Source organism: Poseidonibacter lekithochrous (assembly GCF_018861145.1).
In the GTDB taxonomy this organism is placed as follows: Bacteria; Campylobacterota; Campylobacteria; order Campylobacterales; family Arcobacteraceae; genus Poseidonibacter; species Poseidonibacter lekithochrous_A.
Genome location: NZ_JAHKQT010000001.1, coordinates 94,201 through 120,015 on the forward strand (window position 1 = coordinate 94,201; position 25,815 = coordinate 120,015).

Consider the following 25,815-nt stretch of genomic DNA (forward strand, 5'->3'; position numbering starts at 1 on the left):
AAAACATCTGAAAGAGAAAAATGAGTTTATTAAAAAACATTCCCAAGATTGATAAGTTTATCAAACACAAAGAATTTGAGGGGTTTTCAACATCTCTAATCACCCAAATATCAAAAGATATAATCACAAAACTAAGAGCTGATATTCTTAAAGAAAAGATTGATAGCATTAATGAAGTTGAATTAATACAAGCTGTCAAAAATGAGTATAAAAATTTAACTTCACCATCACTACAAAGTGTTATAAATGCTACAGGAATTATTGTCCATACCAATTTAGGACGCTCACTAATAAATGAAGAAAGTTTTAACAAAGCAATGAAAGTAGCCACTTCTTATAATAACCTTGAGTATGATTTAGAACAAGGTAAAAGAGGTGAAAGGTATTCGCATATTGTAAAAACTCTACAAGCACTAACTGCTTGTGAAGATGCGATAGTTGTAAATAATAATGCAAGTGCAGTTTTTTTAATCCTTAATACTTTTTGTAAAAACAAAGAAGCAGTTGTAAGTCGTGGTGAACTTGTAGAAATTGGTGGAAGTTTTAGAGTTCCTGAAGTAATGGCACAAAGTGGTGCGATACTTAAAGAAATAGGAACTACAAACAAAACTCATCCAAGAGATTATCAAAATGCTGTAAATGAAAATACTGCAATGCTTATGAAAGTACATAAATCAAACTATACAATTGAAGGTTTTACTTCAGAAGTAGGATACGAAGAGATTGTGCAAATTGCAAAAGAAAAAGATGTGATTGATTACTATGATATGGGAAGTGGCCATATGATTGACTTACCATATAATTTAGACCAAGTGGAACCATCTATTTTAAAAATCATGCAATATAATCCAAGTTTATTGAGTTTTTCAGGAGATAAGCTTTTAGGTTCTGTTCAAGCTGGTGTTATTATTGGTAAAAAAGAGTTAATTGGAAAAATTAAAAAGAATCAACTCTTAAGAATGTTAAGAGTTGATAAAATTACCCTAGCCTTACTTGAAGATAATCTAACTTCATATTTAGAAAATAAACTTGATGATATCCCTACATTAAAAATGTTACATACTTCAATTATAGAATTAGAAGAACGCGCAAACTTACTAAAAGAATCAATTGAAGATTTATGTACTTGTGAAGTAATACAAACGCAAACTTTAATAGGTGGTGGGACTACTCCTAATAAAAAAATACCAACTATTGCACTTAGTATTACTTACAAAGATTATAAAGCAAATAGAATTGAAAAACTTTTAAGACGTGAAAACTTAATTACAAGAATAGAAAATGAAAAAGTTCTAATTGATTTTAGAAGTATAAAAGAGAATCAAATATTACAAATTGCAAATATTATAAAAAAGGTGTTTAACTAATGTCAAATATTATTATAGGAACAGCAGGACATATTGACCATGGTAAAACAGCTTTAATTAAAGCATTAAATGGTTATGAGGGTGATAGTACAAACGAAGAGAAACAAAGAGGTATTACTATTGATTTATCTTTCTCAAATTTGAGTAAGGGTCAGCAAAATATCGCTTTTATTGATGTACCAGGACATGAAAAACTAGTTAAGAATATGATTGCTGGGGCTTTTGGTTTTGATTATGTAATGCTTGTTGTTTCTGCGGTTGAGGGTATTATGCCTCAAACAATTGAGCATATTGAGATTATTAATTTACTTGGAATTAAAGATATTATTCTGACTATAACAAAAAGTGATTTAGTAACACCAGAAGAACTTGAAATACAAAAGAAAAAAACATTAGAGTTTTTGGGTACTTTTGATTTTAGTATTAAATTTGTTCAAGAAGTATCTATTTTTGATCCTAAATCTATTGAGGCTTTAAAAAACAATTTATTTACAATTAAAAACTCTTCAAAACAAGAAGAAAATTTCTTTAGATATTATGTTGATAGAGTATTTTCACCAAAAGGAATTGGAACAATTGTAACAGGAACAGTTCTTGGGAAAAAGCTTGAGTTAAATGAAAAAGTATTTGTTTGTGAAGCAGGAAAAGAATCAGTAGTAAAAAATATTCAAGTACATAATGAAAATACAATAGAAGCAAATATTTCAAATAGAGCAGCTTTAAATCTACAAGGAATAAACAGTACAAATATTAAAAGAGGTGATTTAATTACAAAGAAAGGCTTTATTAGAGGTTTTGATGAAATCGATATCTCTTTTAAAGCTCTAAAAGGTAAAAAACTACATCATAATAAAGCATATACAGTATTTATAGGAGCTAAGAAACTTGAAGCAAAAGTTTTATTATTTAACTCAACTGAAGAACTAGAATCTGGTTTTGCAACGATAAAAGCAAATGAAAAGCTATTTACTATTTTTGGTGAAAAACTTATTATTAGACAAGGGAATCAAACTATTTCGGGAGGAAAAGTTTTAAATCCAATAATTGACCCAATGAAGAAAAATCAAAAGAAAAAATTATTAGAATTTTTAAATGAAAATAATTTCGAAGAAGCTTATTATCAATTACTTCAAGCACATAAAAAAGGGCTAGGAATAATCTCTTCAGCACAAAGATTTGCACTATCTCATGCCCAAGCTATATCTTTTGCAAGAAATTTAAAGAATGTTTTTATTGATGAAAAAGAACTTATTATTTATCCCATAGCAACAAAAGATTTTATTATTAATTCTGTTAAAGATATTTATACAAAAAATACTTATGCCCTACTTTCAAATGCCTCTATTGGTTTACGATTAAAATGGGCAAGTACTTCTTTTATTCAAACAGCTTTAGATGAATTAGAGAAAGAAGGCTTTTTACAAAAAGATAACAACTTATATAAAAATGCAAATATAAAAGAAGACTTTGCAAAAAATCTTGAAGACTCATTCTTAGATAGACTAAAAAAAGAAGATATCACTCCAACAGCTCCTTACAATATCTATGATGAACTAGATTTAGATAGAAAACTTGGCGATGATATTTTAAAATCTTTAACAGCAAAGAAACAAGTTGTGAGGCTTCAACATAATCTTTTTATTCATGCAGAGAGTTTAAATAATATCATTACTAAAATGAAAGAAATCATAAAAGAAGAAGGATATATTGATATTATAAACTTTAAAGAAAAATATCCAATGAGCAGAAAATATTTAATTACATATCTAGATTATCTTGATAATTTTTCAAATATTAAAAAGCAAGAGAACAAAAGAGTTTTTGTTTGAGTTACTTATGGATTTAACCCAAGAACAAGAAAATATAATCAATGCAAAAGAGGATTCTTTTAAAATAAATGCTGTAGCAGGTAGTGGTAAGACAACTACTTTGCTAGAATATGCAAGGAAAAACTCTCATTTAAAAATTTTATATTTAGCATATAATAAATCATTACAAACTTCTTTACAAAAAAAACTACAAGAATATAAACTTTCACATATGCATGTAAGTACGATTCATTCACTTGCATATCAAAAAATTGGAGCTTATGAATATAACTTAGCCCACGACTTAAAAGTACAAGTTATTGAAAAACTTTTAAACGGCTACGAACAAACTTTTAATCAAAAAAATAATTACTATCCAGTTGCTGAGTATATTGCGTTGATAAAAGACTTAGTGAACTTTTACTGTAACTCTTCACTAATAGCACTGGATATGAAACTTCTAGAAACTTATAAAAAACAAGCTGATTTAAGTGCTAAGATTCTTGAACTACTAAACAAAGACGAACAAAAAGCACTAAATCATTTAAAACATATTTTATCAGCAATGAAAAATAAACTTGTAGATGCAACTCATGACTTCTACTTAAAAATGTTTTATTTAAATAAAAAAGTATCTACTAACCTTCCATATGATTTAATCTTAGTAGATGAAGCACAAGATATTTCAGATGTAATGATTGGAATTGTAGAAGCACAAAATTGTAGACGAATTTATGTAGGAGATTCTTTTCAACAAATATACTCTTTTAGATATGCAATAAATGCCTTAAATAAGTTGGAACTTCCAGAGTATGAGCTTAGTAAAAGTTTTAGGTTTAGTGACTCATATGCAAAACTATTGGAAAAAAACCTAAACTCATTATATGAGAAAAATAGCTCAAGAGTTTTAAAAATATCTGGGGTTGAAATGAAAACAGAAGTAGGAGAGAAAGCAATTGATTATGATAAACAAATCTGTGTAATAGCCAGATCTACTTTTGGTTTAATTCAACAAATTGTTCATTTTATTCAAGATGATAAAAAAATATATTTTGAAGGAAACTATAACTCTTACTCATTTATGAATCAAACTGTTTATTCTATTTTTTATTTAAAAGAGAAAAAAAACGACAAAATCACAATGGATGAAATTAAAGATTTTGAAACAATCCAAGAGTTAGAACAATTTGCAAAAGATACAAAAAATCAAGACTATTTAAATATCATAAAATTTATCAACACTTATGGGGACAATATTTTTGAGATAAATAAAAAAATAAAATCTAAAATAACTACAAAAAAAGATGAAGCAGATATTATCTTTACAACAACTCATAAGTCAAAAGGTTTAGAATATGAGCAAGTTATAATGGCAGATGATTTTATTACAAAAAAAGAACTTTCAAATCCTAAAAATAAAGTCTCATTTTTAAAACTTCAAGAAGAGTTAAATATATATTATGTTGCAGCAACTAGAGTAAAAAATGCTATCTGGCAAGCTTCTTTAGATTTAAATTATGTTTACAAAGAAGGTGATGAAAACAACTATACTAAATCTAATTATTCAACAAAGAAAACAAGTAGTAAAAAAATGAAACAAATGCAAGAAGAGTGGTTAAAACAAAATAGAGTTAATAAAGTAAATGCTTTTTAGATTATGAAAAAAATACTATTTATTCTTCTTAGTTTTACTATAATAATTTCTCTAATATTACTTTTCCTACCAAAGAAGAAAAATTTAAATTACTCTTTTTATCATTGGAGTAATACTTATAATCAAAAAGATATAAAAGATAAACTATATATAAAAATACTTGATATTGATTACTCTACAAAACTTGAACTTGTAAATACATACTTTAAACAAAAACCTAAAGAAGATTTTGTTCCTGTTGTTTATATTACAAATGAAACTATGAAAAATGTAGATTATAAAAACATCTCAAAAGCTATAAGATTAAGAATAGCAGCTTTAGGTTTTAGCTATGAAGAGATACAAATAGATTGTGATTGGTCTAATCAATCAAGAAGTAACTACTTTAACCTACTTCAAGATTTAAAAAAGAAGTTAAATAAAACTCTAAGTGCGACTATAAGATTACATCAAATAAAATATTATGATAAAACAGGAATTCCTCCTGTTGATTATGGTTTATTGATGTATTATAATATGTCTGATATTACGAAAAAAGAGACTAAAAATTCTATTTTAGATACTAGTACTGCAAGAAAATATCATTATAATTTTGATAAATATAAATTAAAATTAAAACTAGCACTTCCTTTATATTCACAAGCTGTACAGTTTAGATATGATAAAGCTTTAGATATTTTTGAAGGTGTTATTTTAAGTGATTTTAATGAGAATTTTAAAATGATAAGTCCCAATATTTATAAAGCTTTAAAAAGTAGCTACTTTAAAGGTAGATATATTTATAAAAATGATATTTTTAGATTTGAAGACTCTAAAGAAGAAGATATTAAACTTGCAATAAAAGATTTTTTCTCTCTTTCAAAAAATAGTTTTGAAGAAATTATTTTTTATACAATAAAATATAAAAATAAATATAATCTAGACGAGTTAATAAAGGAAATATAATTATGATAAAAATTTTATCTTTTATTCTAATATTTAATATTGCACTATTTTCATGTGCAACAAGTTGGGATGAAAATGATAAATCATTTTTATTCTTAGAAAAAAGAGAACAAGCCTTTTCAAATACTCCCAAAAATTTAAAACATCCAAGTGTTTATAATGAACTTAAATATAAGTATGAAAAAAAGTCAAAAGAAGAAAACTTAAAAGAATGGCAAAAGCACTTAAAAACAAGTATTGATATAAAAACTATAGAACAAATTGTTTATAAAAGAGAAAATCTTGAATTAATTAAAAATCAAGAAATACTTGAATATTTAAACTTTGTTCAAAAGCAAGAACAACATGTAATAAATCACTACTATTCAAAAAAACAAGTAAAAATCAAAAAAGAAGTTTTAATAAAAAATGCCTTAGAAAAAATAAATACTGTAAAATCATCTTGGTTAAAACTTAGATATTTTTATTTAGGATTACGACTTGCACATTATTCAAAGTTAAATAGTTTAGAAATATATGATAAATACAAATACCTACTTGATATTGTTGATAAAACTATAGTTAAAGACTGGATTCATGCTATTTATGCAGGAGCACTAATACAAAATAGAAATGTGGAATTAGGTGTTTATGAGTTTTCTAAACTCTTTGATAAAAGTAACATCAATTGGTATTTATCTTACTACAATTTTAATTATATAAAAACAGATGCTCAATGGCAAAAGCTTTTATCTTTAGCTAAAAACAATGATGAAAAAACAAAATTATATGCAATAAGAGCCTTGAATAAAAATAGTAATAAGATTGAAGAATTAAAAAATATTTATAAAATAGATAAAAACTCTAAATGGTTTGATTTTGTATTATATAAAGCCTTACTAAACTCTCAACACTATTTTGATACTTTTGATATCTATGTACGTAATTTTCAAACAAAAGAGTTTTTAGAGTATCTAAAAGATGTGAAAAAAGACGATATGTACATGATTAATCTCTCTTTAGCATATTTTAATTTATATGAAAGAAACTTGAAAGAAGCCTTTATTATTGGTAAAAAACTTGATAATGATTATCCAAATAATCATGAAATTGAAACCTTAAATTATATTATATATTTAAATTCCTTAGAAAAAATTGACTTAAAAACTGAAGATATCATCTATGAAAAGTTAGAAAAAGTAACTACATGTAAAGATCATCATTCATCTGCTATTCATAATTATACTTTTGTAATATTAGAAAAATTATATAAAAAACAAAATAATAAATTCAAAGAATTTCTTAGTCAAAAAGTAAATTATTTAAATGAAAGCTCTTTTACTTTGGACTTATTAAATCAATTTAAAACTTTTATACAAACAAAAAGTAAATCAAAAATAGAAAAACATTTTAAAAATAAATTTCTAGAACAAAATAAAATCAAGCTGAACAACAAAACTTTTAGTTTAGCCCATAGCTTGTTATCTACTGAAACTGCCCTACTTATTAATAATTTAAATTTTAAAGAGGCAAGAGAAATAGAAAGTGAATATCTTGATAAATATATAAAATTTAATCCTTTTAATTCTTTTATAAAAGGGAACAATAGATCTGGAAATAAAGACACATATACTATAAGAAAATTCTTAGATAAGATATTGATTATTGAAAAGGAATTAAAGAAAAACCCTAATAGTGTAATGGATAACTATTTATATGCAAGTGCCCTATTTAACTTAAGCTATTTTGGAAACTCAAATAATATTACAACTATTTATAGAAGTAACTACTCTTTTGTAAATAAAAAAGTAGAACTATTAAAAATCAATAAATCTATTAAGTTTTATGAAAAAGCACTAAAATATGCAAAAAATAAAGAATTTAAAGCAAAAATCACATATATGCTTGCAAAATCAGAACTTTCATTATTTGATATAAATTTTGCAAAAAAGAATTCTTATTATAATCCAAGCTTTCAAGATTCATATAATGCTTCTAGAAAATGGGGTTACACAAAAAATAAAATATATCTTGAATATATAGACAATAATTATGGTAAATATTTTGATAAGCTAAAAAAAGATTATAAAAACACTAAATACTATGAAGAAGTTATAAAAGAGTGTGCAAATTTAAGGATATATCAAAAAAGGAAAGATAAATAATATAAGCAAACTATATAGTAAGATTAGATAATATCTACCTAGAAATAATGAAGGAATTTTATGCAGTATTTTGGAACAATTGAAACTAAATATGAAGAAATCTTTGTAACATCAAGTTACATGTACTTTGGTGCAGAAGACGAAACAATAACACCTAAAGAATTAAAAGCAAAAATTAAATCAGCAAAAGAAAGAAAGAAAAATATTATAGGTACTCTTTTTTTATATAATCCAGTAGTAACACCTGTAGGATATGATTCAAACAACTATTTATTAGATCAAGATTTTGATAGTTTTGGAGATATGGTTGAATTAAAAGCAGAAACATATATTACTATTTTTAAACAGGCAATGAAAGAATCATGTGCTGGAAAAATAGTGGAGATTAGAAATTTATTTAATCTAAATGAAGAACATATTGATGCACAGTCACTACTGCTTAAATTTAATGAAGATTTAGAAATTTATAATTCAGCTCAAAATACTGAGTTTGAAAGAGAAATTATGTATTTAGATGCAGCAAACTTAATTCCAAGTGGAAAGTTTGTATTTTTTGCATGGGGAGATAAAATCAACTCTAAAGAGTTCCCAAATATTAGTGAATATGCAAAAACACTTTATGACAATAGTATTAAACTTGGTAAAAAAATTGCTTTTGTATACAAAAGAGAAAAAACAGAACAAGGTGCAATTGATTATTTCCAATTTTCTCACCCCTTACAAAATCCAAAAGTAAAAAGAACAATTAGTGCTGCTATAAAAAAATCATTTGAGCAGTTTCCACCTGTTCCAACACCATACGAATAGAAAAGGAATATTTATGAAACTTATTAAAACACTTGGGGCAATTACAATATTAAGTACACTTAGTTTAAATGCAGCAGATTCTAATTCAATTAAACACTTTGGGTTTTCTGCAATTTTTGGAGTTGCTAGTGAAACACTTTTACATAAAAACTATCAACAGTTTGATGATATTGAAAAAATATCATACGCGACTGCAATAGCTTCATTACCTGGACTTGCAAAAGAACTAACAGATGATGACTTTTCTAATGAAGATATGGTTTTTAATATACTAGGGGCTTTAAGTGGAGCAGTTTTTTCAAACTACTTAAATAACAATACAAGTATATTTATAGCTCATAGCAAAGAAAATAAATCATCTCAAATCAAGCTTGCCTATAAATTTTAAATTTTTTATTTAAGTAGGCAGAAATTTTAGCTAACTTTAAAGATAAAGTAACTATAATTCTGCCACTTAAACGATTGGGGTATCGCCAAGTGGTAAGGCACTAGCTTTTGGTGCTAGCATTCGAAGGTTCGAATCCTTCTACCCCATCCATTAAGTATTTTTCAACGGGAAGGTTGGAGAGTGGTCAAATCCTGCGGATTGTAAATCCGCCGCCTACGGCTTCGAAGGTTCGAGTCCTTCTCTTCCCACCACTTTATGTGTGGCGCGATAGCTCAGTCGGTAGAGCAAAGGATTGAAAATCCTTGTGTCGACAGTTCGATTCTGTCTCGAGCCACCATTTTTATTATTAATAACACATATGAATTAACTACCAAAAGTGCGAGTGTGGCGGAATAGGTAGACGCGTTGGACTTAAAATCCAATTCCGGTTTCGGAGTGTCGGTTCGATTCCGACCATTCGCACCACTGTGTTGTTAATCTTAAATCTACTATCAAAATCAAACATTTTCAATATTTCTTTTTTATTACTATTTATTACTGACAAACTCAAGTATTGCTTGGATATAATTACAAAATTATATATTATATTAAGGAATAAATTAATGTCAAAAATTGGAATATTAGTAGCAAGTTCAAACAATAATCAAAAATTAGGATTAAGACTTGAAGAACTAGCTAAAGAACAAAATTGTGAAGTAGAATTAATTAATTTAGTAGATTTAAGATTACCATTATACAGTACAATTGAAGAAGAAGAAAATGGTATACCTGAGGTAGTATTAGACTTAGCAACAAAAATACTTGACTTAAAAGCATTTATCATTGTTGCACCTGAATACAATGGTGTTATGCCACCTGTTTTAAATAATGCAATGGCATGGACTTCAAGAGCTACAAAAGACTGGAGAGATGCATTTAATGATAAAATCGTTGGTCTTGCAACTCATAGTGGTGGTGGAGGAGCTAAAGGTCTTCAAGCAATGAGAATTCAATTTCAACATTTAGGAGCTAATATCTTAGCTAGAGAGCTTTTAACTACTTATGAAAAACAGTTAAATGAAGAAGCAGCTGTTGGAATGATTAAGCAATTAATGAAATTATCTAAATAATTACTGATCTAAACGTAAGGAAAACACTCCTTGCGTTTAATTACCTCGCCCTAATAATTCTGAAGCATCTGTAATAACTAAAAAAGATTCAGGGTCGTACTCTTTTATAATATCTTTTAATACTTGTATTTTTGAAATTTCAACTACAATTAAAATCATTGTTTTATTTTCTTCTTTATGTAAACCAGAACCATTTAAAATAGTTCCATCATCACCTAATCTTTTAATGATTTGTTCTGAAACTTTTTCAACTTCATTACTTACAATATAAACAACTTTTTTAGATACTCGACCTGTTAAAATCACATCAATAACTCTTGATGTAATATAAATACTTAAAATACTCCATAAAGCTTTTTCAATATCATTAAAAACATAAATAGATAAAGCAATAATAATAGCATCTATTAAAAGTATGATTTCTGATGCTTTATAGTGAGTTTTTGATGCAACTATTGAAGCTATGATTGTACTACCACCTGCAGAGGATTTTCCTTTTATTACAAATCCTAATCCAAGTCCTATACAAATACCCCCAAAGATTGCTGCTAATATTGTTTCATCTGTAGCTGCATTTAAATTTAAGAACTCATTTGCAATATCAATAAAAACAGATATTAAAATAATAGTTATTATTGTTTTAATTGCATAATTTTTTCCAAAATATTTTACACTTAAAAGTATTAATGGTAAATTTATCATAATCATTAAAGAACCAATGGTAAATGATGACAAATGATGTAAAAGTAATGAAAGTCCTGCTGATCCACCTGTGATAATGTTATTTGGCAGTAAAAAAGAAACTACCCCAATTGCTAAAAGTATTGAACCTAATAATATATATAAATAATCTTTCATTTCTTTCCTATGTATTTATTTAACGAAGTATATCTGCAATTGTATAATTATTAAATAATTTGTCATCAATTTGTAACCACTTTTTGTTACAATTTTTTATGAAAGATAAAATATACGTAGTAGATACAAATATCATCTTACAAAACTTACAAAATCTCTATAAGATTTCTCAAAATAAAACTAACCATATTGTAGTACCTGAGACTGTTTTACTTGAATTAGAGGACAAGAAAAAACTTTCAAATGAATTAGGATATTACGCAAGAGAATTTGCAAGACTTTTAGCTTTGATGAAAATAAAAGAAGTAGATTATAAATTAGGATTTAAAGTTGTAAAACTTTATAATGAAGAGCTGAATCTAGATATTATCTCCAAAGACAAATATGATACACAAATAGAACAACTTCATTTATCAGAAAGTAATGATAAAAGAATTATTGAAACTGCTTGTATTGCTAGAGATTACTATAAGGGTTCTCAAACTATTTTTTTATCACTTGATGTTTATGCGAGAACTTTTGCTTTATTTGAAAGTATAAAAACTGAAACATTACATGATGACAAATCAACAGTACCCAAATTTGCATTTGTGAAAAAGTTTGAATTAGATTCTTCAATTTTTAATTCACTTGATAAAAAAAATATTAAAGAGATAGATGTTGATTATGAAAAAGAGAATTTCTCTTATATTTTCCAAAGCCTAGATGGAAATAGCGAACATGCCGTTATTTACAATGATAAAATTGATACTTTAAAAGAAACAGACTTTAAAGCTTTAAGTATAAAACCTGTAAACTTAAAACAAAAACTCTTTACAAAAGCAATTATTTCAAATATGTATGAATTGCTTGTTATTGATGCAAAAGCAGGAAGTGGTAAAACACTTATGTCAGTAGTCTGCGCAATGAGATTAATTGATTTAGGATTTTATGACAAAATTATATATGTAAGAAACTCCATTGAATCTTTAGATAAAGGTGAAGATATTGGATATTTATCAGGAAATGATGAAAAATTTAGAATTTATAATATGGCTATTCAAGATACTTTAGAGTTTATTGCAAAAAAACAGTTGAAAAAAAGTGAAAATAGAGATAACCCGCAATCAATTGAAACGAAAATTTCAGACTTACAAAATAAATACTGTATAGAAACTTTATGGCCCGGAGAAGCTAGAGGAAGAACTATATCAGGTGCAATTGTAATAATGGATGAATGGCAAAACTCTAGTGAAAAAACAACTCAACTTATTCTCTCAAGGTTAGATGAATCATGTATGGCAATTGTTATTGGCTCAAATAGACAAATTGATAATTTATATCTAAACAAATATAATAATGGTCTAACAACTCTTTTAAAACAAACTAATGAAACTCATCCAGAATTAAAGATGTTTGCAATAGAATTAGATAAAGCAGTACGTGGTAAGTTTGCTCAATTTACAGAACGTATTTTTGAAAAGAAAAGTGATTAACTAAGGATATACAATACAAAATAGACTAATAAACGATACGATATATAATCATATAGAGTATACAAAATTAGAAGATAAGATTCTTCAAACAAAAATAGTAAATAGATTACAGTTTATAACACAAAATGCTTTAGCATATTTTTCATACCCATCAATTACGACAAGAAGATTTATTCATTCTTTGGGAACTATGCACTTAGCTTCTTTTATGTTTAAAAACTCCCTTTTAAATGCTGATAAAAGTACAAAGAATAACTTCTTATCAGGATTAAGATATGCAATTAAAGACATAATAAAAACAGAAAAACTAGATATTGATTTAAATGATATTGATTATTTTGAAAATAAAGCTTTATACCAATTTACAATACCTACAAAATCAAAATCGCATAGAATTGCATATACAGTAATTCTTCAAACTATTAGAATAGTAGGACTTTTACATGATGTAGGACACCTACCCTTCTCTCATCAAGTTGAAAATGCACTAAAAAAGATTTATTTAGACATAAAAGAAAAAGAAGAGAATGAAGAAGTATTAGTAGAAAAAGAGATTGAATTTAAAGATATGTATGAAAAAACAACAAATAACGCTAGTGAAGTTTTACATGAAGCTATAGGAAAAGAGTTATTGAGTTTATTGTTTAAATACGAACTAAATGATTTACTAAAAAAATCTATTGATAAAAAATATATAAAACTAATTGAGAAACTTTGTTTGTATATTTTAGAAGAAAAAACAGTACATAATTTTGACTTTTCTGTTTTACATAAATTAATAGATGGTACAGTTGATGCTGACAGATTAGATTATGTAAATAGAGATATGCTAGCAAGTGGATATATAACAGGTCCTAGTGATCATATAAGAATCACTAAACAAGCTGTTCTTGTAAAACAAAATGATAAGTTCCATCTTAGTTTTTTTGATATGTCATTAATTGATATTGAACATATGCTAGAAATGAGATTTAATCTTTATAAAAAAGTTATCTATAATCATGGTATTGCAAAAACAGATACTCTTTTAGAAAATGTAGTGCAATATTTAGCAAAAAAATATTTTGAAAATCCTAAAATGGGTGAAAAAACATCTGAAAATATTTCAATGCTTTGGAACTTTGATAATAAAGACACAGAAAAAAAGCTAGATACTATCTCAATGCTTGATGAAAACTGGCTAATCTCACTATTTAAAAATGAATATTTTTTAATAAAAGAAAAAGAAGTATTAAGTACAGAAGATATAAAATATCTTTATTCTTTTGAAGAAGTATTATTTGGAAAAAGAAAGTTTAGAAGTCCTTGGAAAAACTTAAATGAGTTTTATAAAGTGCTAGGATTTACAACTTTAGAAAGATATAAGTTTAGAGAAAGTTTTGGTTATATATCAAGAAATAATGCAAAACAATTACAAGATACTCTAAATAATTTTATCCAAAAATGGGAAGATAAAGAAGAAGATTTATATTTTGCATATCAAATAGTATCTTTTAATATAGGGATAGCAAAGGACTTTTCATTTTATGATGGAGGAGAACTTATAAATATTGATGAAATTTCAACTTTAAGAAAAAGATTAAAACAATCTATGTTAAATACAGTTCCATTTTATATATATTCAAATAAAAAAATTTTAAATGAAGAGATGAAAAAAGAGTTAAAAGATATTTTATTTGATATCTTTGATGATTAATAAAAAGAAGGATGAGTTTTGGATATAACGCATATTAGAGGTAAGTATACTACAAAAAGTTTGGATATTCCAGATTTGAATAAAGACCCAATTAAACAATTTGAAAAGTGGTTTCAAGATGCAATTGATGAGCAAATGTCCGAACCAAATGCAATGATGCTTGCAACCGTTGGAAAAGACATGATGCCAAGTGTACGAGCAGTATTATTAAAAACTTTTGATGAAGCAGGCTTTGTATTTTTTACAAATTATAAAAGCAAAAAAGCAAAACAAATAGAAGAAAACCCAAATGCAGCGTCACTATTTTCATGGATTCCAATGGAGCGACAAATAAAAGTTGAAGGTACAATTGAAAAAATATCAACAAAAGATTCTTTAAAGTACTTTTTATCACGTCCAAAAGGTAGTCAAATAGGTGCTTGGGTTTCACATCAAAGTAGTATTATTACTTCAAGAAGTTTACTTGAACAGAAATTTGATGAGATTAAAAGAAAATTTGTAAAAGGAGAAGTTCCATTTCCAGACTTTTGGGGTGGTTATATAATTAAACCTGTAAGAATAGAGTTTTGGCAAGGTGGACAAGATAGACTTCATGATAGATTTCTTTATGAAAAAGATGAAAAAGGTTCATGGAGTATAAAAAGACTAGCTCCATAATATTTCATTTTGTAATATTTTTTTAAAAATTACAAAATTGTTGATAAAATACTCTAAATAAAATAAAGGAGTATTATTATGATTTTAGGGAAATGCCCATATTGTGAAGGTAGCGTAATCGCTAGAAAGTTTGAAACACAAGGCAAAAAAATAAAATTATATACTTGTGAAAATGCTAATAAACAGTATGATGAAAGTGAAGCTTTTGTTTTTACAGCTGAATCTACTTGTACTTTTAGAGTTTACTCAAATGCTTTTTTAAAATGGAATAAAAGAAGTTTTAGTCAATATGAGATGAAAAAGTTACTTCAAGATGGACAAACAATAATAAGATTACATGGAAGAAAAGGTACAGGTGAGTATTTTAAATATGTGATTACAGATAAAGAGTATGGAGTTTCTATTCTTTGGGATGAAGAAGTTCCAGAAAATGGGGAAGAAGAAGAGCTAATATAATAAGTTTCTTCACCCTTAGTTTAATTACACTCTACATTTTTTAAAATAGCTTCTTCTTTTTTTAAATGAATACAATCTTCTTTTTTTACAATACTGTCTGTAAATTTAGCATTCCAAAATATTGCATCTTTTATATTTAAATCACTTAAATCAACATCTGTAAAACTAGCATATGCTCCACCAGCATTTTCAAAATCTGTATTTTCGAATGTTGTTTCTAAAAATCTAGCAGACCAAATAGAAAGATTTGTACATTTTACATTTTCAAAAGTAGCATTTGCAAAGGTAACCCCTTTAAATGTTGTATTATTACATTTTATATTAATAATATCTGCTCCTGTTAAATTTGATGCTCTGACATTTGTATTAATTAAGTTTGTATTTGTAAGATTTACTCCCCACATATTGGATTTTACAAAAATACTATTTTTTAAATTAGCATTTGTTAAGTCACTTCCGCTTAAATTTGCATTTGTAAAATCTTTATTACTTAAATCAGCTCCACTTAAATCACACTCTTGGCAATCTTTTGTCTTTAAAAACTTATCTAAGTCTGCTTGTTCATAAGCAAAAGAAGAGGAAGAAAAAATAAGGGTAAGTGTTAGAATAAAGAAATATTTCATACTAACCTCCTACTTAATATTTTTGATAATTTCTAGAAATTGTTTTTCTCTAGTTCCACCAATTCTTTGCGCAAGTAGTTTCATATTTGAAGCATCTGAGAAATAAAAAGTAGGAATCCCAATAAATTTATATGGTAAGATTTTTTCATCTTCATTAATATCCATAATTACAGATACAAAGTTTTCATTTACAAAAGATACTATTTCTTTATCTTTTAATACCTTCTTTTTCATATAATTACACTCTGGGCAAGTAGGAGTTGAGTACATGATCATGAGTTTTTTATCTGTTTTTATTGCTTTTTCTTTTGCTGTTTGTAAATCTTTTTCAAAATTTATTGAAGAAGCAAATAAACTAAGAGTTACTGTTAAAATTAATAGTAATAATTTCATATTATTCCTTTTACTTAAATTATTCTATATTATATAGCAATCAAGTAAAAGAAATATTAAATATTAAATTAGTCGTTTCTTGAAGTAGTTTCTAGTAAGTGATATCCAAACTGAGTTTTAACTGGTCCATGTACTACATTAATAGCATCATTAAATACAACTTTATCAAACTCAGGAACCATTTGTCCTTGCATAAAGTTACCTAAATTTCCACCATCTTTTCCAGAGGGACATTGAGAATATTCTTTTGCAAGATCTTCAAACTTTTCTCCATTTGCAATTTTTTGCTTTAATTCATTACATAATTCTTCACTTTCAACTAATAAGTGTCTAGCAGATGCTGATTTCATTTTATACCTTTTATTAAATTTTTGGAATTCTATCATAATTCACAATTATTGCACATTAATTTAAGTATAATCAAAAATATTATTAAAACAAAGGATTAAAATATGGACGAACTAAATATGGAAGAATATGCATCAACTGCAATTAACCAAACACTAGAATATGCCCCAAAACTTGCACTTGCAATTGTTACACTAATTATTGGACTTTGGATTATTTCAGTTGTTACAAATATCTTAGGAAAAGCACTAATCGCTTCAAAAACGGATAAAACATTAATACCATTCTTAAGAAGTTTAACTTCTTGGGGATTAAAAGTTTTACTTTTCATTTCAGTTGCTTCTATGGTTGGAATTGCAACAACTTCATTTGTTGCAGTACTTGGTGCGGCAGGGTTAGCAATTGGTTTAGCATTACAAGGTTCACTTGCAAACTTTGCAGGAGGAGTATTGCTATTAGTATTTAGACCATATAAAATTGGAGACTTAATTGAATCTCAAGGTAATTTAGGAATCGTTAAAGAAATTCAAATTTTTAATACTATATTAACAACTTTCCAAAATAAAACTGTTGTTTTACCAAATTCAGCTGTTTCATCAAATGCCATTACAAATGTAACTGCTAATGGAACAATAAGAGTTGATATGGAAGTTGGGATTTCTTATGATAGTAATATTGATGAAGCTAAAAAAGTTATCCTAGATACAATTGCTAAAAATGACAAAGTATTAAAAGATCCAGCTTGTGCAGTTGGAGTAAATGCTTTAGCTGATTCTTCAGTAAACTTACTTGTTATGCCTTGGTGTAATACAGAAGATTATTGGGATGTATATTTTGGAGTAAGAGAAGATATTAAAAAAGCACTAGATGCAAACAATATTTCTATACCATTCCCTCAAAGAGATGTTCATATTATAAATCAAGAATCATAAACTTTAAATTACTTAAGCCTAAATGCTTAAGTAATTAAGTTCTACTACTTCTCATAAATTTTAAAGTATTTACCTTTTATTCTACCGTTACTTAAACCATCTAAAGCTTTTTTTACTACTTCTTTTTTTACTGCAACATATGAGCAAAAGTCTAAAGAATTAATTTTACCAATATCATCTTTAGCAAGTCCAACACCTGCTGTTAAAGCTCCAAGAATATCTCCCGCACGTACTTTTTGTTTTTTACCACCATTAATAAACAGTGTTCTATAATCACTATCAATTTTATATTCTAAATCATCACTAACATATTCTGCACGCTCGAACTTAACATCATCAAAAGAAGCTTTAATATCTTCAATTTTATCTTCATCTTCATAGTTGCTATATAAAGATATAGCTAATCCACCCTTACCAGCACGTGCAGTTCGACCAATTCTATGAGTATGTGTTTCTACATCTCTTGCAATATCGTAATTGATTACCAAATCAATATCATCAATATGTAAACCTCTTGAAGCTACATCTGTTGCTATTAAAATAGGATAAGATTTATTTGAGAAAAAGATAATTGTTTCATCTCTTTGTTTTTGTTCTAAATCTGAATGAAGAGTTAAAACATCAAGTCCTAAATCAAGTAAATTATCAGTTAGTTCATCACATTGAATTTTTGTATTACAAAAGATTAAAACTGATTTTGCTTTATTTGTTGAAATTAGAGAAGGAATTAATGCCGTTTTAGCAGAACTTTCAACTTCATAAAGTTTTTGCTCGATTATTGTTTTTTCTTCATTTTCATTTTTAACACTAATTGGATCACGAGTTACAAAAGAAGCTAAATTATCAATATTTTCTTGGTAAGTTGCAGAGAACAATAATGATTGTCTATTTTTAGGTAATACATTAATTATTTTTGTAATATCTTCTGTAAAACCCATATCTAACATTTTATCAGCTTCATCTAGAACTAAAGTATCAACTTCATTTAGATTAATATTCTCTTCAGTAATATGCTTTAAAATTCTTCCTGGTGTTCCTACTATAATATGTGCTCCATGAAATAAAGATGCTACTTGAGGTCTATATGCAACTCCACCACAAAGTGTAAGAACTTTTACATTATGAATATGTCGTGAAAGTTTTCTAATTTCTATTGCAATTTGATTAGCTAATTCACGTGTTGGTGCTAAAACAATTGATTGAATTCTAAATCTTTTAACATCAAGTTTATGAACTATTGGAATAGAAAAAGCTACAGTTTTTCCAGAACCTGTTTTTGCTTGTGCAATCACATCTTTTTTTTCTAGAAGTGCTGGTAATGCTTTTTCTTGAATCTCTGTCATTTTATCAAAACCTAAAGAATCAAGGTTTGATAAGAACTCTTTTGAAAGGTTTAATTTTGAGAATTTTTCATTTGAATTTATATTAGTAGAAATGGAATAGCCTTTATAATTTTTAAAGTATTATACCTAAAATTAAGCTTTTAATATTTTAATTGTTTAAAACTTTTATACCAATTTTCAAACTCAATATTATCCATAGGTTTCGCATAAAAATATCCTTGTACTTTAGTACATAAATTTTTCTTTATAATTTCGTCTTGTTCTGGGAATTCAATACCTTCTGCAATTACAGATAATCCCATATTAATACCTAAATCAATTATAGATTTAATAATAACTTCATCAGATTTTTCATCAAGTAAAGAATCAATATAAGATTTATCAATCTTAATTTTTGAAATAGAACACTCTCGTAAGTAATTAAAAGAAGAGAAACCTTTTCCAAAGTTATCAATTGATAGTCCAATTCCTAGTAAAGATAAAGTGTTTAGAGTAAAAAGTGTTTTTGTAGATATTTTCATCACATCTGATTCTCTAAATTCTAATTCTAAGTATTTTGCTTCTAAATTTGATATTCTTAGTGCAGCTTTTATAGACCCATATAAATCTCCATGTTCTAAATGCTTTCCACTTATATTTACAGAAATGATTCCATTATAGATTCCATTATCATGCCAATTCTTTAATTGAACACAAGCTTTTTTTAATATAAGTTTTTCAAACTCTATAATTTGATTAGAATCATCTAAATCTGGAATAAAATTATCAGGCATTAGTAATTTTGTATTTCCTTTATCCCATCTTGCTAATACTTCAAGACTAAAAACTTCATTAGTTTGTAAATCAATTTCTGGATGAAAGTGAATTATAAATTCATCCTTTTTAATAGCATTCTTTAATTTTTCCTCTTTTTTTGTTTTGTAATCAAGGTTTTGCGTCATTTCAGAGGAAAAAAACTCAAAATGATTCTTACCCTTATATTTTGCATGATACATGGCAGAATCCGCATTATGAATAAGTGTTTTAACTTCATCTGCATCATTTGGATAAATTGCCACTCCAATACTAACACCTAAATTGAAGCTTGTATTATCAATTTCAAAAGGCTTATTAACTAATGTTAATATTTTTTCACAGACTCTTTCAATAAATAAATAATTAGAAATATCACTCAAAACTACAATAAATTCATCTCCACCAACACGTGCTATCATATCATTAGTTCTTATTATACTTTTAAATTTTTTTGCAAAAGAAATTAATACTTCATCTCCACTTGCATGACCTAAAGTGTCATTAATGACTTTAAAATCATCTAAATCTAGAAATAAAATAGCAAATTGAAGATCATTTCTTTTTGAATTATTTAAAACATATTCTAATTGTGCTTCTAATTTAAGTTTGTTAGGCAGAGTAGTTAAAGAATCATGATATGCTAGATGTAGTAAATTAGTATTAGATTCTTTTTGAGATGAGATATCTGTAAAAATAGCAAAATAGTTTTGTTTTTTCGTTTTTTCGTTAAAAAACTTATGAATTTTTATAATAAGAGGATAAACATTTCCATCTTTATGCCTATTTAAAAGTTCTCCCTTCCAAAAACCAGATTTTCTAAGTTGCTTTCTAAGATCATGATAGATTGTTTTGTTTAAATTACCTGAAGAAAAAACTTTTGGATGTTTATAAGCTACTTCTTCAAAAGAATATCCTGTAATATCTTCACATGCTTTATTTATCTCTATAATTCTACTATTATCATCAACGATAATAATACCTTCACTAATATTGTTAAGAATAGAATTATAAAGACCTTTGTTATAAAAATCAGGGAAAGGATTTAGCAAGATAGGAAACTCCAATTATAAATAAACCAATTATAACAAAGATAATATGATTTGTTACTAAATCCTTTTAAATATTTAATATTATAAGAAAAAGTATTTTGTCTACTTTTTGTCAATTCTTTTGAACATATAAGAAATAACTAATGCAATAACAAGTACAAGACCAATTCCTACATATTTAAAATCATCTGCAACACTTAAAATATATTCACCTGCGGTATAAGAACCATATCCAACAACAACTGCCCAAACAATAGTTGCAAATATATTAAAAATAGTAAATTTAATAGATGAATATTTTGTTAATCCCATTGCAAGAGGAATTAAGGTTTTAATACCATATACATATTTTTGAATAAATACAACCAAAGAACCATACTTTCTCATCATAAGATGTGCTAAGGCTATTTTTCTTCCATAATTTTTCATCATATCTTTAGCATAAGATTTATTCTTTCTAGCAAGGAAAAATAAAAATTGATCTCCTAAAAAGTTTGAAGTTGCAGCAACTGCAATAGAAATATATATGTTTAAATCTCCTGCAAAAGATAAAACTCCTGCAACAATTAAACCTACAAAACCTCCACCAAAAGAGTATGCGAATAAAGCTATATATCCCCAATCCTTAATCAATTCTTCCATTATTTAGCAGCCTCAAAATCAAAAAACTCTAATGCTTCAATCACATCGTCATCATCTAATTCAATCAGACCTTCTGCAATATTTTGTTTAGTTTTTTCAATAATAAACTCTTTAACTTGAGCTCTTGCATCTTCTATATTATCAATTAAGGCAAAGCCATTAAATTGTATCTCATTATCATAACAAAGAAGAGTTCCTTCACAGTTTTCTTCTATAAAATCACTAATAGTTCTATAATTTATTTCTAATACACTAGCATGCCAACCATAGTCTTCTAAAATAGAATCTTCAAAGATTTCAACTCCATCACTTTGATGATCAAAATAAAGCATATTTTGTGCGTTCATACCAATGATTTTTTGCCAATTAGTTAAAGGCTTAATTTTACATATTGTTCCAGAAATAACTGGTTTATATTTTGCAAAGATATCTTTAGCTAGTTCTTTAATATCATTAATATTTTCTTTTCTTTCATAGCTCTCATCTATATAGATAATTGCTTTGTTTTTTGGCACTTCTTCATTTATGTATTTAGTACCATTAATATCTATAATAATTTTATATTTTCCTTCTTTTAATTCTAATAGTGATATCATATCAATATTAAGTTCTATATCTTTTATATTTATTTTTTTCATTTTAGTTTAATCCTGGATATAATTTAAGCGATTTTATCGAAAATAGTATTAAATAAGGAATTTTACTACACTTTTTTGAACAAATATCCAAAATTCTCAAAAAATAATCTTTATTTTACAATTCTTAAAGTTTAATTATATATAATCTTTGTATTCAAACTATTTATACAAAGGTTTTATATTGTTATTCCAAAATTACATCTATAAATTTTTTAATAAAAATAATATGAAAACACTTTTTTTAATAGATATCTTAAATATGAAAGATATAAATGCTATTTACAGTTTTGAAAATGGCGATTGGGTTATTAAACAATTAAAAAAACTACTTGAAACTGAAATAATTAGATTAATTAGAAAAAAAATAAATAAAAAAGTTCTAATAGAATTAACAAATACTCATGCAGATGTTTTTCAATTATTGATTTATGATGATTTTAAAATAGATGAAGTTCTTGAGATTAAAAATCTGATTTTTGAACATGTAATTAACAATCCATTTAAAATACAAAATAATAAAGCTTCAATAAATATTGATATAACAATTGGTTGTTCAAAAAGTGATGATCAATTAATCGTAATTTATGCTGAAAAAGCTCTTCATAAAGCAAAAGTAAACTTTGTACATTATATGTATTATGATGCCTATCTTTATAAAAATGAAGCAATAAGTGAAGATTTACTAGAGATATTAAATTATAATATTGAAAATAATTTAGTTGAGCCATATTTTCAAGCAATAAGAGATAATAAAACTGATGTTATTGTTAAATATGAAGCGCTCATGAGATTGTATGATAAAGAAGGCAATATATTATTACCTAATATTTTTATTCATAAATCAAAGAAATGCCGTCTATACACAAAATTAATGGAACTTTTAATAGATAAAATAGTTAACTATATAAATAAATATAAACTACATATTAGTATTAATCTTGATTATACAGATATCTTAAACCCAAATATTAAAAGATCTTTAGTATCAAAGATTAGAAAAAACAATATTGGACCTTATTTAACAATTGAAATTTTAGAGAGTGAAAAGATTGCTAACTACAATATCGTAAATGATTTTATTAGTGAAGTAAAAAAATATGATGTAAAAATTGCAATTGATGATTTTGGTACTGGTTTTTCAAACTATGAATATATTCTTAATTTAAATGTTGATTATATAAAAATTGATGGTTCTTTAATTAAAAAAATTGATGAAGAAATTTATTTAAACCTAATTAAAAGTATTGTTCAATTTTGTAAACAACAGGAGATTTTAATAGTTGCAGAATTTGTTAGTGATTTAAAAATATTAAGATATGTTAAAGCTATTGGCATTGATTACTCACAAGGATACTATATTAGTAAACCTTTAAAAATTGAAGATATTTTAGGAGAGCAAAAATGAAAAATCAACTTAAAAAAGTTACAGATATCACAATAAATGAACTTTTAAATAAAGATGTAATCATGCCATCTATTTATTTTGAAAAATTTAATAAAAATGCTAGAACTGTAAATATAAATTTACATGATACATCATTTTCAAATGAACTAAATAATATGTTAATTGAAGATTTTAATATTATTGAAAAATATATGAATGAAATTGAAAAGAATGCTTCACTAATAAAAAACACTATTAAAAATACACAAACAGCACTACTAAATAAAGATATCGATACTCTAACAGATATTTATTCCCAAATGATAAAACTAGAAAAAGAAGTAGAAGTTTTAAATCATCAATTATTTATTGACGACTTAACCTCAAGTAATAATAGAAAATGGATTTATAACAAGTTCTTAGATAAAAAAGCAAAGTTTAAAAAAAGTGGTATTTGTGTATTAATCGATATCGTAGACTTTAAATATATTAATATTGAATATGGAACTTTACTTGCTAATAATTTAATCATATTTATCTATAATTTTTTACAAGAAAATTTAAAAGATGAAAATATTAATTCCAAAATTGCAAGATTTTTTGATAGTCAATTTCTTATTTTTATTGAAGATAAGAAAGAGAAAGAAGTATCTGATTTAATTTTTAATATAAAACAATTATTAGCAAATACTACATTAAAAAGTAAATCGGGATTAATCTTAAAAGCTGATTATAAATATTCAATTAGTAAATATAAAGAAAGTGAAGACTCTAAAGAAATATTTGAGCAGTTATTTCATCTTATAAAATAAGAATAAAATAACTTTATTATAAAACTTTTCTAAGTAACTTTATAAATTCTAAGATATTTTCTCTATTGTTATCAATACAAATACTATTTACTTCTAAAAAAAGTTTTTCTTGATTTATACTTTCTATATACCCTTTATCTTTTAATATCATAATTCTCTGAGCAACTTCAAGTTCATCTTCAATCATTGCATTTGCATGTGCTTGAGAAACTAAAGTTCCATTATCATTATAGTTTCGCTGTGCAAATACCTCAAAAATCAAGTTTATTCCATAAAGTAAAGCGGTATGTTTATTTGCTTCATTATTAAGAGTTGACAAAACCATAAGTTTAATATTTTTGTCAAAAGAAGAAATTGCATTTAAAACTGCTTTAAAAATATTTTCATCTTTCATCATATCTGAATACAAAGCTCCATGAGGTTTTACATAAGAAATAGAAGTACCATGAGATTTACAAAAAGCACTTAATGCTCCTAATTGATATAGAACTATTGATTTAATTTCTTCGAGTGAACAAAGTATAGAACGTCTACCAAAACCTACTAAATCTTGATAAGAAGGATGGGCACCTATTGTTATATTATGTTCTTTTGCTAAAGCTACAGATCTATTCATAGTTACAGAATCACTTGCATGAAATCCGCAAGCTAAATTAGCCATATCAATAAAAGATATAACTTCTTTATCTTGTCCTCTTTTCCAAATACCAAAACTTTCACCAATATCACAGTTTAATTTAATATTCATCTTTTTACCTTGCATAAAATATAATTTTATTTTACCATATATTATATAGAATATTAAACTTTCATTTTAATGCAATTAAGTCTATAATATGTAAAAGGAATATAAATGTATAAAAATGAAATAATTTATAACGAAAAGATTATAAAAGACTTTAAATATAGTAAAAAAATATTAAAAAATTTAAAAAAAAATGTGACTATATTTGGAAGTGCTCGAGTTGAAGAAGATGACAAATATGCAATTCTCGCTAAAAAATTAGCGAAGAAACTTGCAAAAAAAGAAATAAATATTATTACAGGTGGAGGTGGTGGAATTATGAGTGCTGCTAATAAAGGTGCTTATGAAGCTAAAAAAGCTGAATCAATTGGACTAAATATTCTACTTCCAAAAGAACAACACCCAAATCCATACACAACAAAAAGTTTAACTTTAAATTACTTTTTTGCAAGAAAATATATGCTTGTTAAATATTCTAAAGCTATTGTTGTTTTTCCTGGTGGTTTTGGAACATTGGATGAATTATTTGAAGTAATAACTTTAATTCAAACAAAAAAATTAAATGGAATAAAAATATTTCTTATAGGAAGTAATTACTGGAATCACTTAATCAAATTTTTAAAAAAATCATTATGTCAAAACAAGATGATTGAAAAAGAAGATTTAGATATTTTTACACTAACAGATGATATTAAATTAATAGAAAAACAGATACATAAACTATTTAAATAGTTTATGTATCTTCTC

25 protein-coding genes and 4 tRNA genes are annotated in these 25,815 nt (G+C 25.8%); 20 read left to right on the forward strand and 9 right to left on the reverse strand.

Annotation, left to right across the window (positions count from 1 at the left end):
- Positions 1 to 20 precede the first annotated feature (20 nt).
- The 12 genes from selA (at position 21) to KO488_RS00570 (ending at position 10,222) form a co-directional block, all read left to right on the forward strand.
- The gene (gene selA, locus KO488_RS00515) at positions 21 to 1,367 is read left to right on the forward strand and encodes an L-seryl-tRNA(Sec) selenium transferase (protein ID WP_216056816.1); all 1,347 of its coding nucleotides are present in this window, start codon (positions 21 to 23) and stop codon (positions 1,365 to 1,367) included.
- On the forward strand, positions 1,367 to 3,196 hold the full coding sequence (gene selB, locus KO488_RS00520) for a selenocysteine-specific translation elongation factor (protein WP_216056817.1): 1,830 nt from the start codon (positions 1,367 to 1,369) through the stop codon (positions 3,194 to 3,196). Before selA ends, selB begins: the two co-directional genes overlap by 1 nt.
- Positions 3,189 to 4,829: a UvrD-helicase domain-containing protein gene (locus KO488_RS00525; RefSeq protein ID WP_216056818.1), complete on the forward strand. Its 1,641-nt coding sequence runs from the start codon at positions 3,189 to 3,191 to the stop codon at positions 4,827 to 4,829. The genes selB and KO488_RS00525 overlap by 8 nt, the downstream gene beginning before the upstream one ends.
- A 3-nt stretch (positions 4,830 to 4,832) precedes the next feature.
- Positions 4,833 to 5,774, forward strand: coding sequence for a hypothetical protein (locus KO488_RS00530; protein ID WP_216056819.1), 942 nt, complete (start codon positions 4,833 to 4,835; stop codon positions 5,772 to 5,774).
- A 2-nt stretch (positions 5,775 to 5,776) separates the two neighbouring features.
- Positions 5,777 to 7,918, forward strand: coding sequence for a hypothetical protein (locus KO488_RS00535; RefSeq protein WP_228318935.1), 2,142 nt, complete (start codon positions 5,777 to 5,779; stop codon positions 7,916 to 7,918).
- 60 nt (positions 7,919 to 7,978) lie between these two features.
- Complete coding sequence (locus KO488_RS00540; RefSeq protein WP_216056820.1) at positions 7,979 to 8,725, forward strand: hypothetical protein; 747 nt, start codon at positions 7,979 to 7,981, stop codon at positions 8,723 to 8,725.
- Between the two features lie 13 nt (positions 8,726 to 8,738).
- Positions 8,739 to 9,113 (forward strand): hypothetical protein, encoded by a 375-nt coding sequence (locus KO488_RS00545; protein WP_216056821.1) that lies wholly within the window; start codon positions 8,739 to 8,741, stop codon positions 9,111 to 9,113.
- Positions 9,114 to 9,188: 75 nt separating this feature from the next.
- A tRNA-Gln gene (locus tag KO488_RS00550) sits at positions 9,189 to 9,263 on the forward strand.
- Between the two features lie 16 nt (positions 9,264 to 9,279).
- A tRNA-Tyr gene (locus KO488_RS00555) sits at positions 9,280 to 9,364 on the forward strand.
- 10 nt (positions 9,365 to 9,374) lie between these two features.
- Positions 9,375 to 9,450 (forward strand) — tRNA-Phe (locus KO488_RS00560).
- A gap of 41 nt (positions 9,451 to 9,491) precedes the next feature.
- Positions 9,492 to 9,578 (forward strand) — tRNA-Leu (locus tag KO488_RS00565).
- 137 nt (positions 9,579 to 9,715) lie between these two features.
- Positions 9,716 to 10,222, forward strand: coding sequence for an NADPH-dependent FMN reductase (locus KO488_RS00570; RefSeq protein ID WP_216056822.1), 507 nt, complete (start codon positions 9,716 to 9,718; stop codon positions 10,220 to 10,222).
- A gap of 36 nt (positions 10,223 to 10,258) precedes the next feature.
- Here KO488_RS00570 and KO488_RS00575 read toward each other — a convergent pair whose 3' ends face one another.
- A complete protein-coding gene (locus KO488_RS00575; protein ID WP_228318936.1) occupies positions 10,259 to 11,080 on the reverse strand; it encodes a YitT family protein in 822 nt (273 codons plus the stop codon).
- A gap of 98 nt (positions 11,081 to 11,178) precedes the next feature.
- Here KO488_RS00575 and KO488_RS00580 point away from each other — a divergent pair, with 98 nt between their 5' ends.
- The 4 genes from KO488_RS00580 to KO488_RS00595 all read left to right on the forward strand — a co-directional run bounded on the left by KO488_RS00580 (position 11,179) and on the right by KO488_RS00595 (position 15,364).
- Entirely contained in the window at positions 11,179 to 12,555 is a 1,377-nt protein-coding gene (locus tag KO488_RS00580) for a PhoH family protein (protein WP_216056823.1), read from the forward strand.
- 208 nt (positions 12,556 to 12,763) lie between these two features.
- A complete protein-coding gene (locus KO488_RS00585; RefSeq protein WP_228318938.1) occupies positions 12,764 to 14,251 on the forward strand; it encodes a hypothetical protein in 1,488 nt (495 codons plus the stop codon).
- 18 nt (positions 14,252 to 14,269) lie between these two features.
- On the forward strand, positions 14,270 to 14,908 hold the full coding sequence (pdxH, locus tag KO488_RS00590) for a pyridoxamine 5'-phosphate oxidase (protein ID WP_216056824.1): 639 nt from the start codon (positions 14,270 to 14,272) through the stop codon (positions 14,906 to 14,908).
- Positions 14,909 to 14,986: 78 nt separating this feature from the next.
- A complete protein-coding gene (locus KO488_RS00595) occupies positions 14,987 to 15,364 on the forward strand; it encodes a hypothetical protein (protein ID WP_216056825.1) in 378 nt (125 codons plus the stop codon).
- Between the two features lie 20 nt (positions 15,365 to 15,384).
- Here KO488_RS00595 and KO488_RS00600 read toward each other — a convergent pair whose 3' ends face one another.
- From KO488_RS00600 to KO488_RS00610, 3 genes are all read right to left on the reverse strand, one after another.
- The gene (locus KO488_RS00600) at positions 15,385 to 15,987 is read right to left on the reverse strand and encodes a pentapeptide repeat-containing protein (protein WP_216056826.1); all 603 of its coding nucleotides are present in this window, start codon (positions 15,985 to 15,987) and stop codon (positions 15,385 to 15,387) included.
- Positions 15,988 to 15,996: 9 nt separating this feature from the next.
- On the reverse strand, positions 15,997 to 16,380 hold the full coding sequence (locus tag KO488_RS00605) for a thioredoxin family protein (RefSeq protein WP_216056827.1): 384 nt from the start codon (positions 16,378 to 16,380) through the stop codon (positions 15,997 to 15,999).
- Between the two features lie 68 nt (positions 16,381 to 16,448).
- A complete protein-coding gene (locus KO488_RS00610) occupies positions 16,449 to 16,766 on the reverse strand; it encodes a peptidylprolyl isomerase (protein ID WP_416276515.1) in 318 nt (105 codons plus the stop codon).
- A gap of 66 nt (positions 16,767 to 16,832) precedes the next feature.
- Here KO488_RS00610 and KO488_RS00615 point away from each other — a divergent pair, with 66 nt between their 5' ends.
- Entirely contained in the window at positions 16,833 to 17,660 is an 828-nt protein-coding gene (locus KO488_RS00615; RefSeq protein WP_216056829.1) for a mechanosensitive ion channel family protein, read from the forward strand.
- Positions 17,661 to 17,704: 44 nt separating this feature from the next.
- On the opposite strand, the gene dbpA is transcribed toward KO488_RS00615, so the two are convergent.
- The 4 genes from dbpA to KO488_RS00635 form a co-directional block, all read right to left on the reverse strand.
- Positions 17,705 to 19,096, reverse strand: a complete 1,392-nt coding sequence (dbpA, locus tag KO488_RS00620) for an ATP-dependent RNA helicase DbpA (RefSeq protein WP_323134164.1) — start codon at positions 19,094 to 19,096, stop codon at positions 17,705 to 17,707.
- 47 nt (positions 19,097 to 19,143) lie between these two features.
- Positions 19,144 to 20,847 (reverse strand): EAL domain-containing protein, encoded by a 1,704-nt coding sequence (locus KO488_RS00625; protein WP_216056830.1) that lies wholly within the window; start codon positions 20,845 to 20,847, stop codon positions 19,144 to 19,146.
- A gap of 102 nt (positions 20,848 to 20,949) precedes the next feature.
- The gene (locus tag KO488_RS00630; RefSeq protein WP_216056831.1) at positions 20,950 to 21,489 is read right to left on the reverse strand and encodes a DedA family protein; all 540 of its coding nucleotides are present in this window, start codon (positions 21,487 to 21,489) and stop codon (positions 20,950 to 20,952) included.
- Positions 21,489 to 22,127, reverse strand: a complete 639-nt coding sequence (locus KO488_RS00635; protein WP_216056832.1) for a hypothetical protein — start codon at positions 22,125 to 22,127, stop codon at positions 21,489 to 21,491. Before KO488_RS00635 ends, KO488_RS00630 begins: the two co-directional genes overlap by 1 nt.
- A gap of 259 nt (positions 22,128 to 22,386) precedes the next feature.
- Here KO488_RS00635 and KO488_RS00640 point away from each other — a divergent pair, with 259 nt between their 5' ends.
- Together KO488_RS00640 and KO488_RS00645 are read left to right on the forward strand one after the other, a co-directional pair.
- Complete coding sequence (locus KO488_RS00640) at positions 22,387 to 23,532, forward strand: EAL domain-containing protein (RefSeq protein WP_216056833.1); 1,146 nt, start codon at positions 22,387 to 22,389, stop codon at positions 23,530 to 23,532.
- The gene (locus tag KO488_RS00645; protein ID WP_216056834.1) at positions 23,529 to 24,323 is read left to right on the forward strand and encodes a GGDEF domain-containing protein; all 795 of its coding nucleotides are present in this window, start codon (positions 23,529 to 23,531) and stop codon (positions 24,321 to 24,323) included. The genes KO488_RS00640 and KO488_RS00645 overlap by 4 nt, the downstream gene beginning before the upstream one ends.
- 16 nt (positions 24,324 to 24,339) lie before the next feature.
- Here the strand turns inward: KO488_RS00645 and KO488_RS00650 are convergent, their stop codons facing one another.
- On the reverse strand, positions 24,340 to 25,071 hold the full coding sequence (locus tag KO488_RS00650) for a 5-oxoprolinase subunit PxpA (RefSeq protein WP_266099283.1): 732 nt from the start codon (positions 25,069 to 25,071) through the stop codon (positions 24,340 to 24,342).
- Positions 25,072 to 25,176: 105 nt separating this feature from the next.
- Here KO488_RS00650 and KO488_RS00655 point away from each other — a divergent pair, with 105 nt between their 5' ends.
- Positions 25,177 to 25,800 carry a TIGR00730 family Rossman fold protein gene (locus tag KO488_RS00655; protein WP_216056836.1) on the forward strand — a complete coding sequence of 208 codons (624 nt, stop codon included), beginning with the start codon at positions 25,177 to 25,179 and terminating at the stop codon, positions 25,798 to 25,800.
- The last annotated feature ends 15 nt before the right edge of the window (positions 25,801 to 25,815 follow it).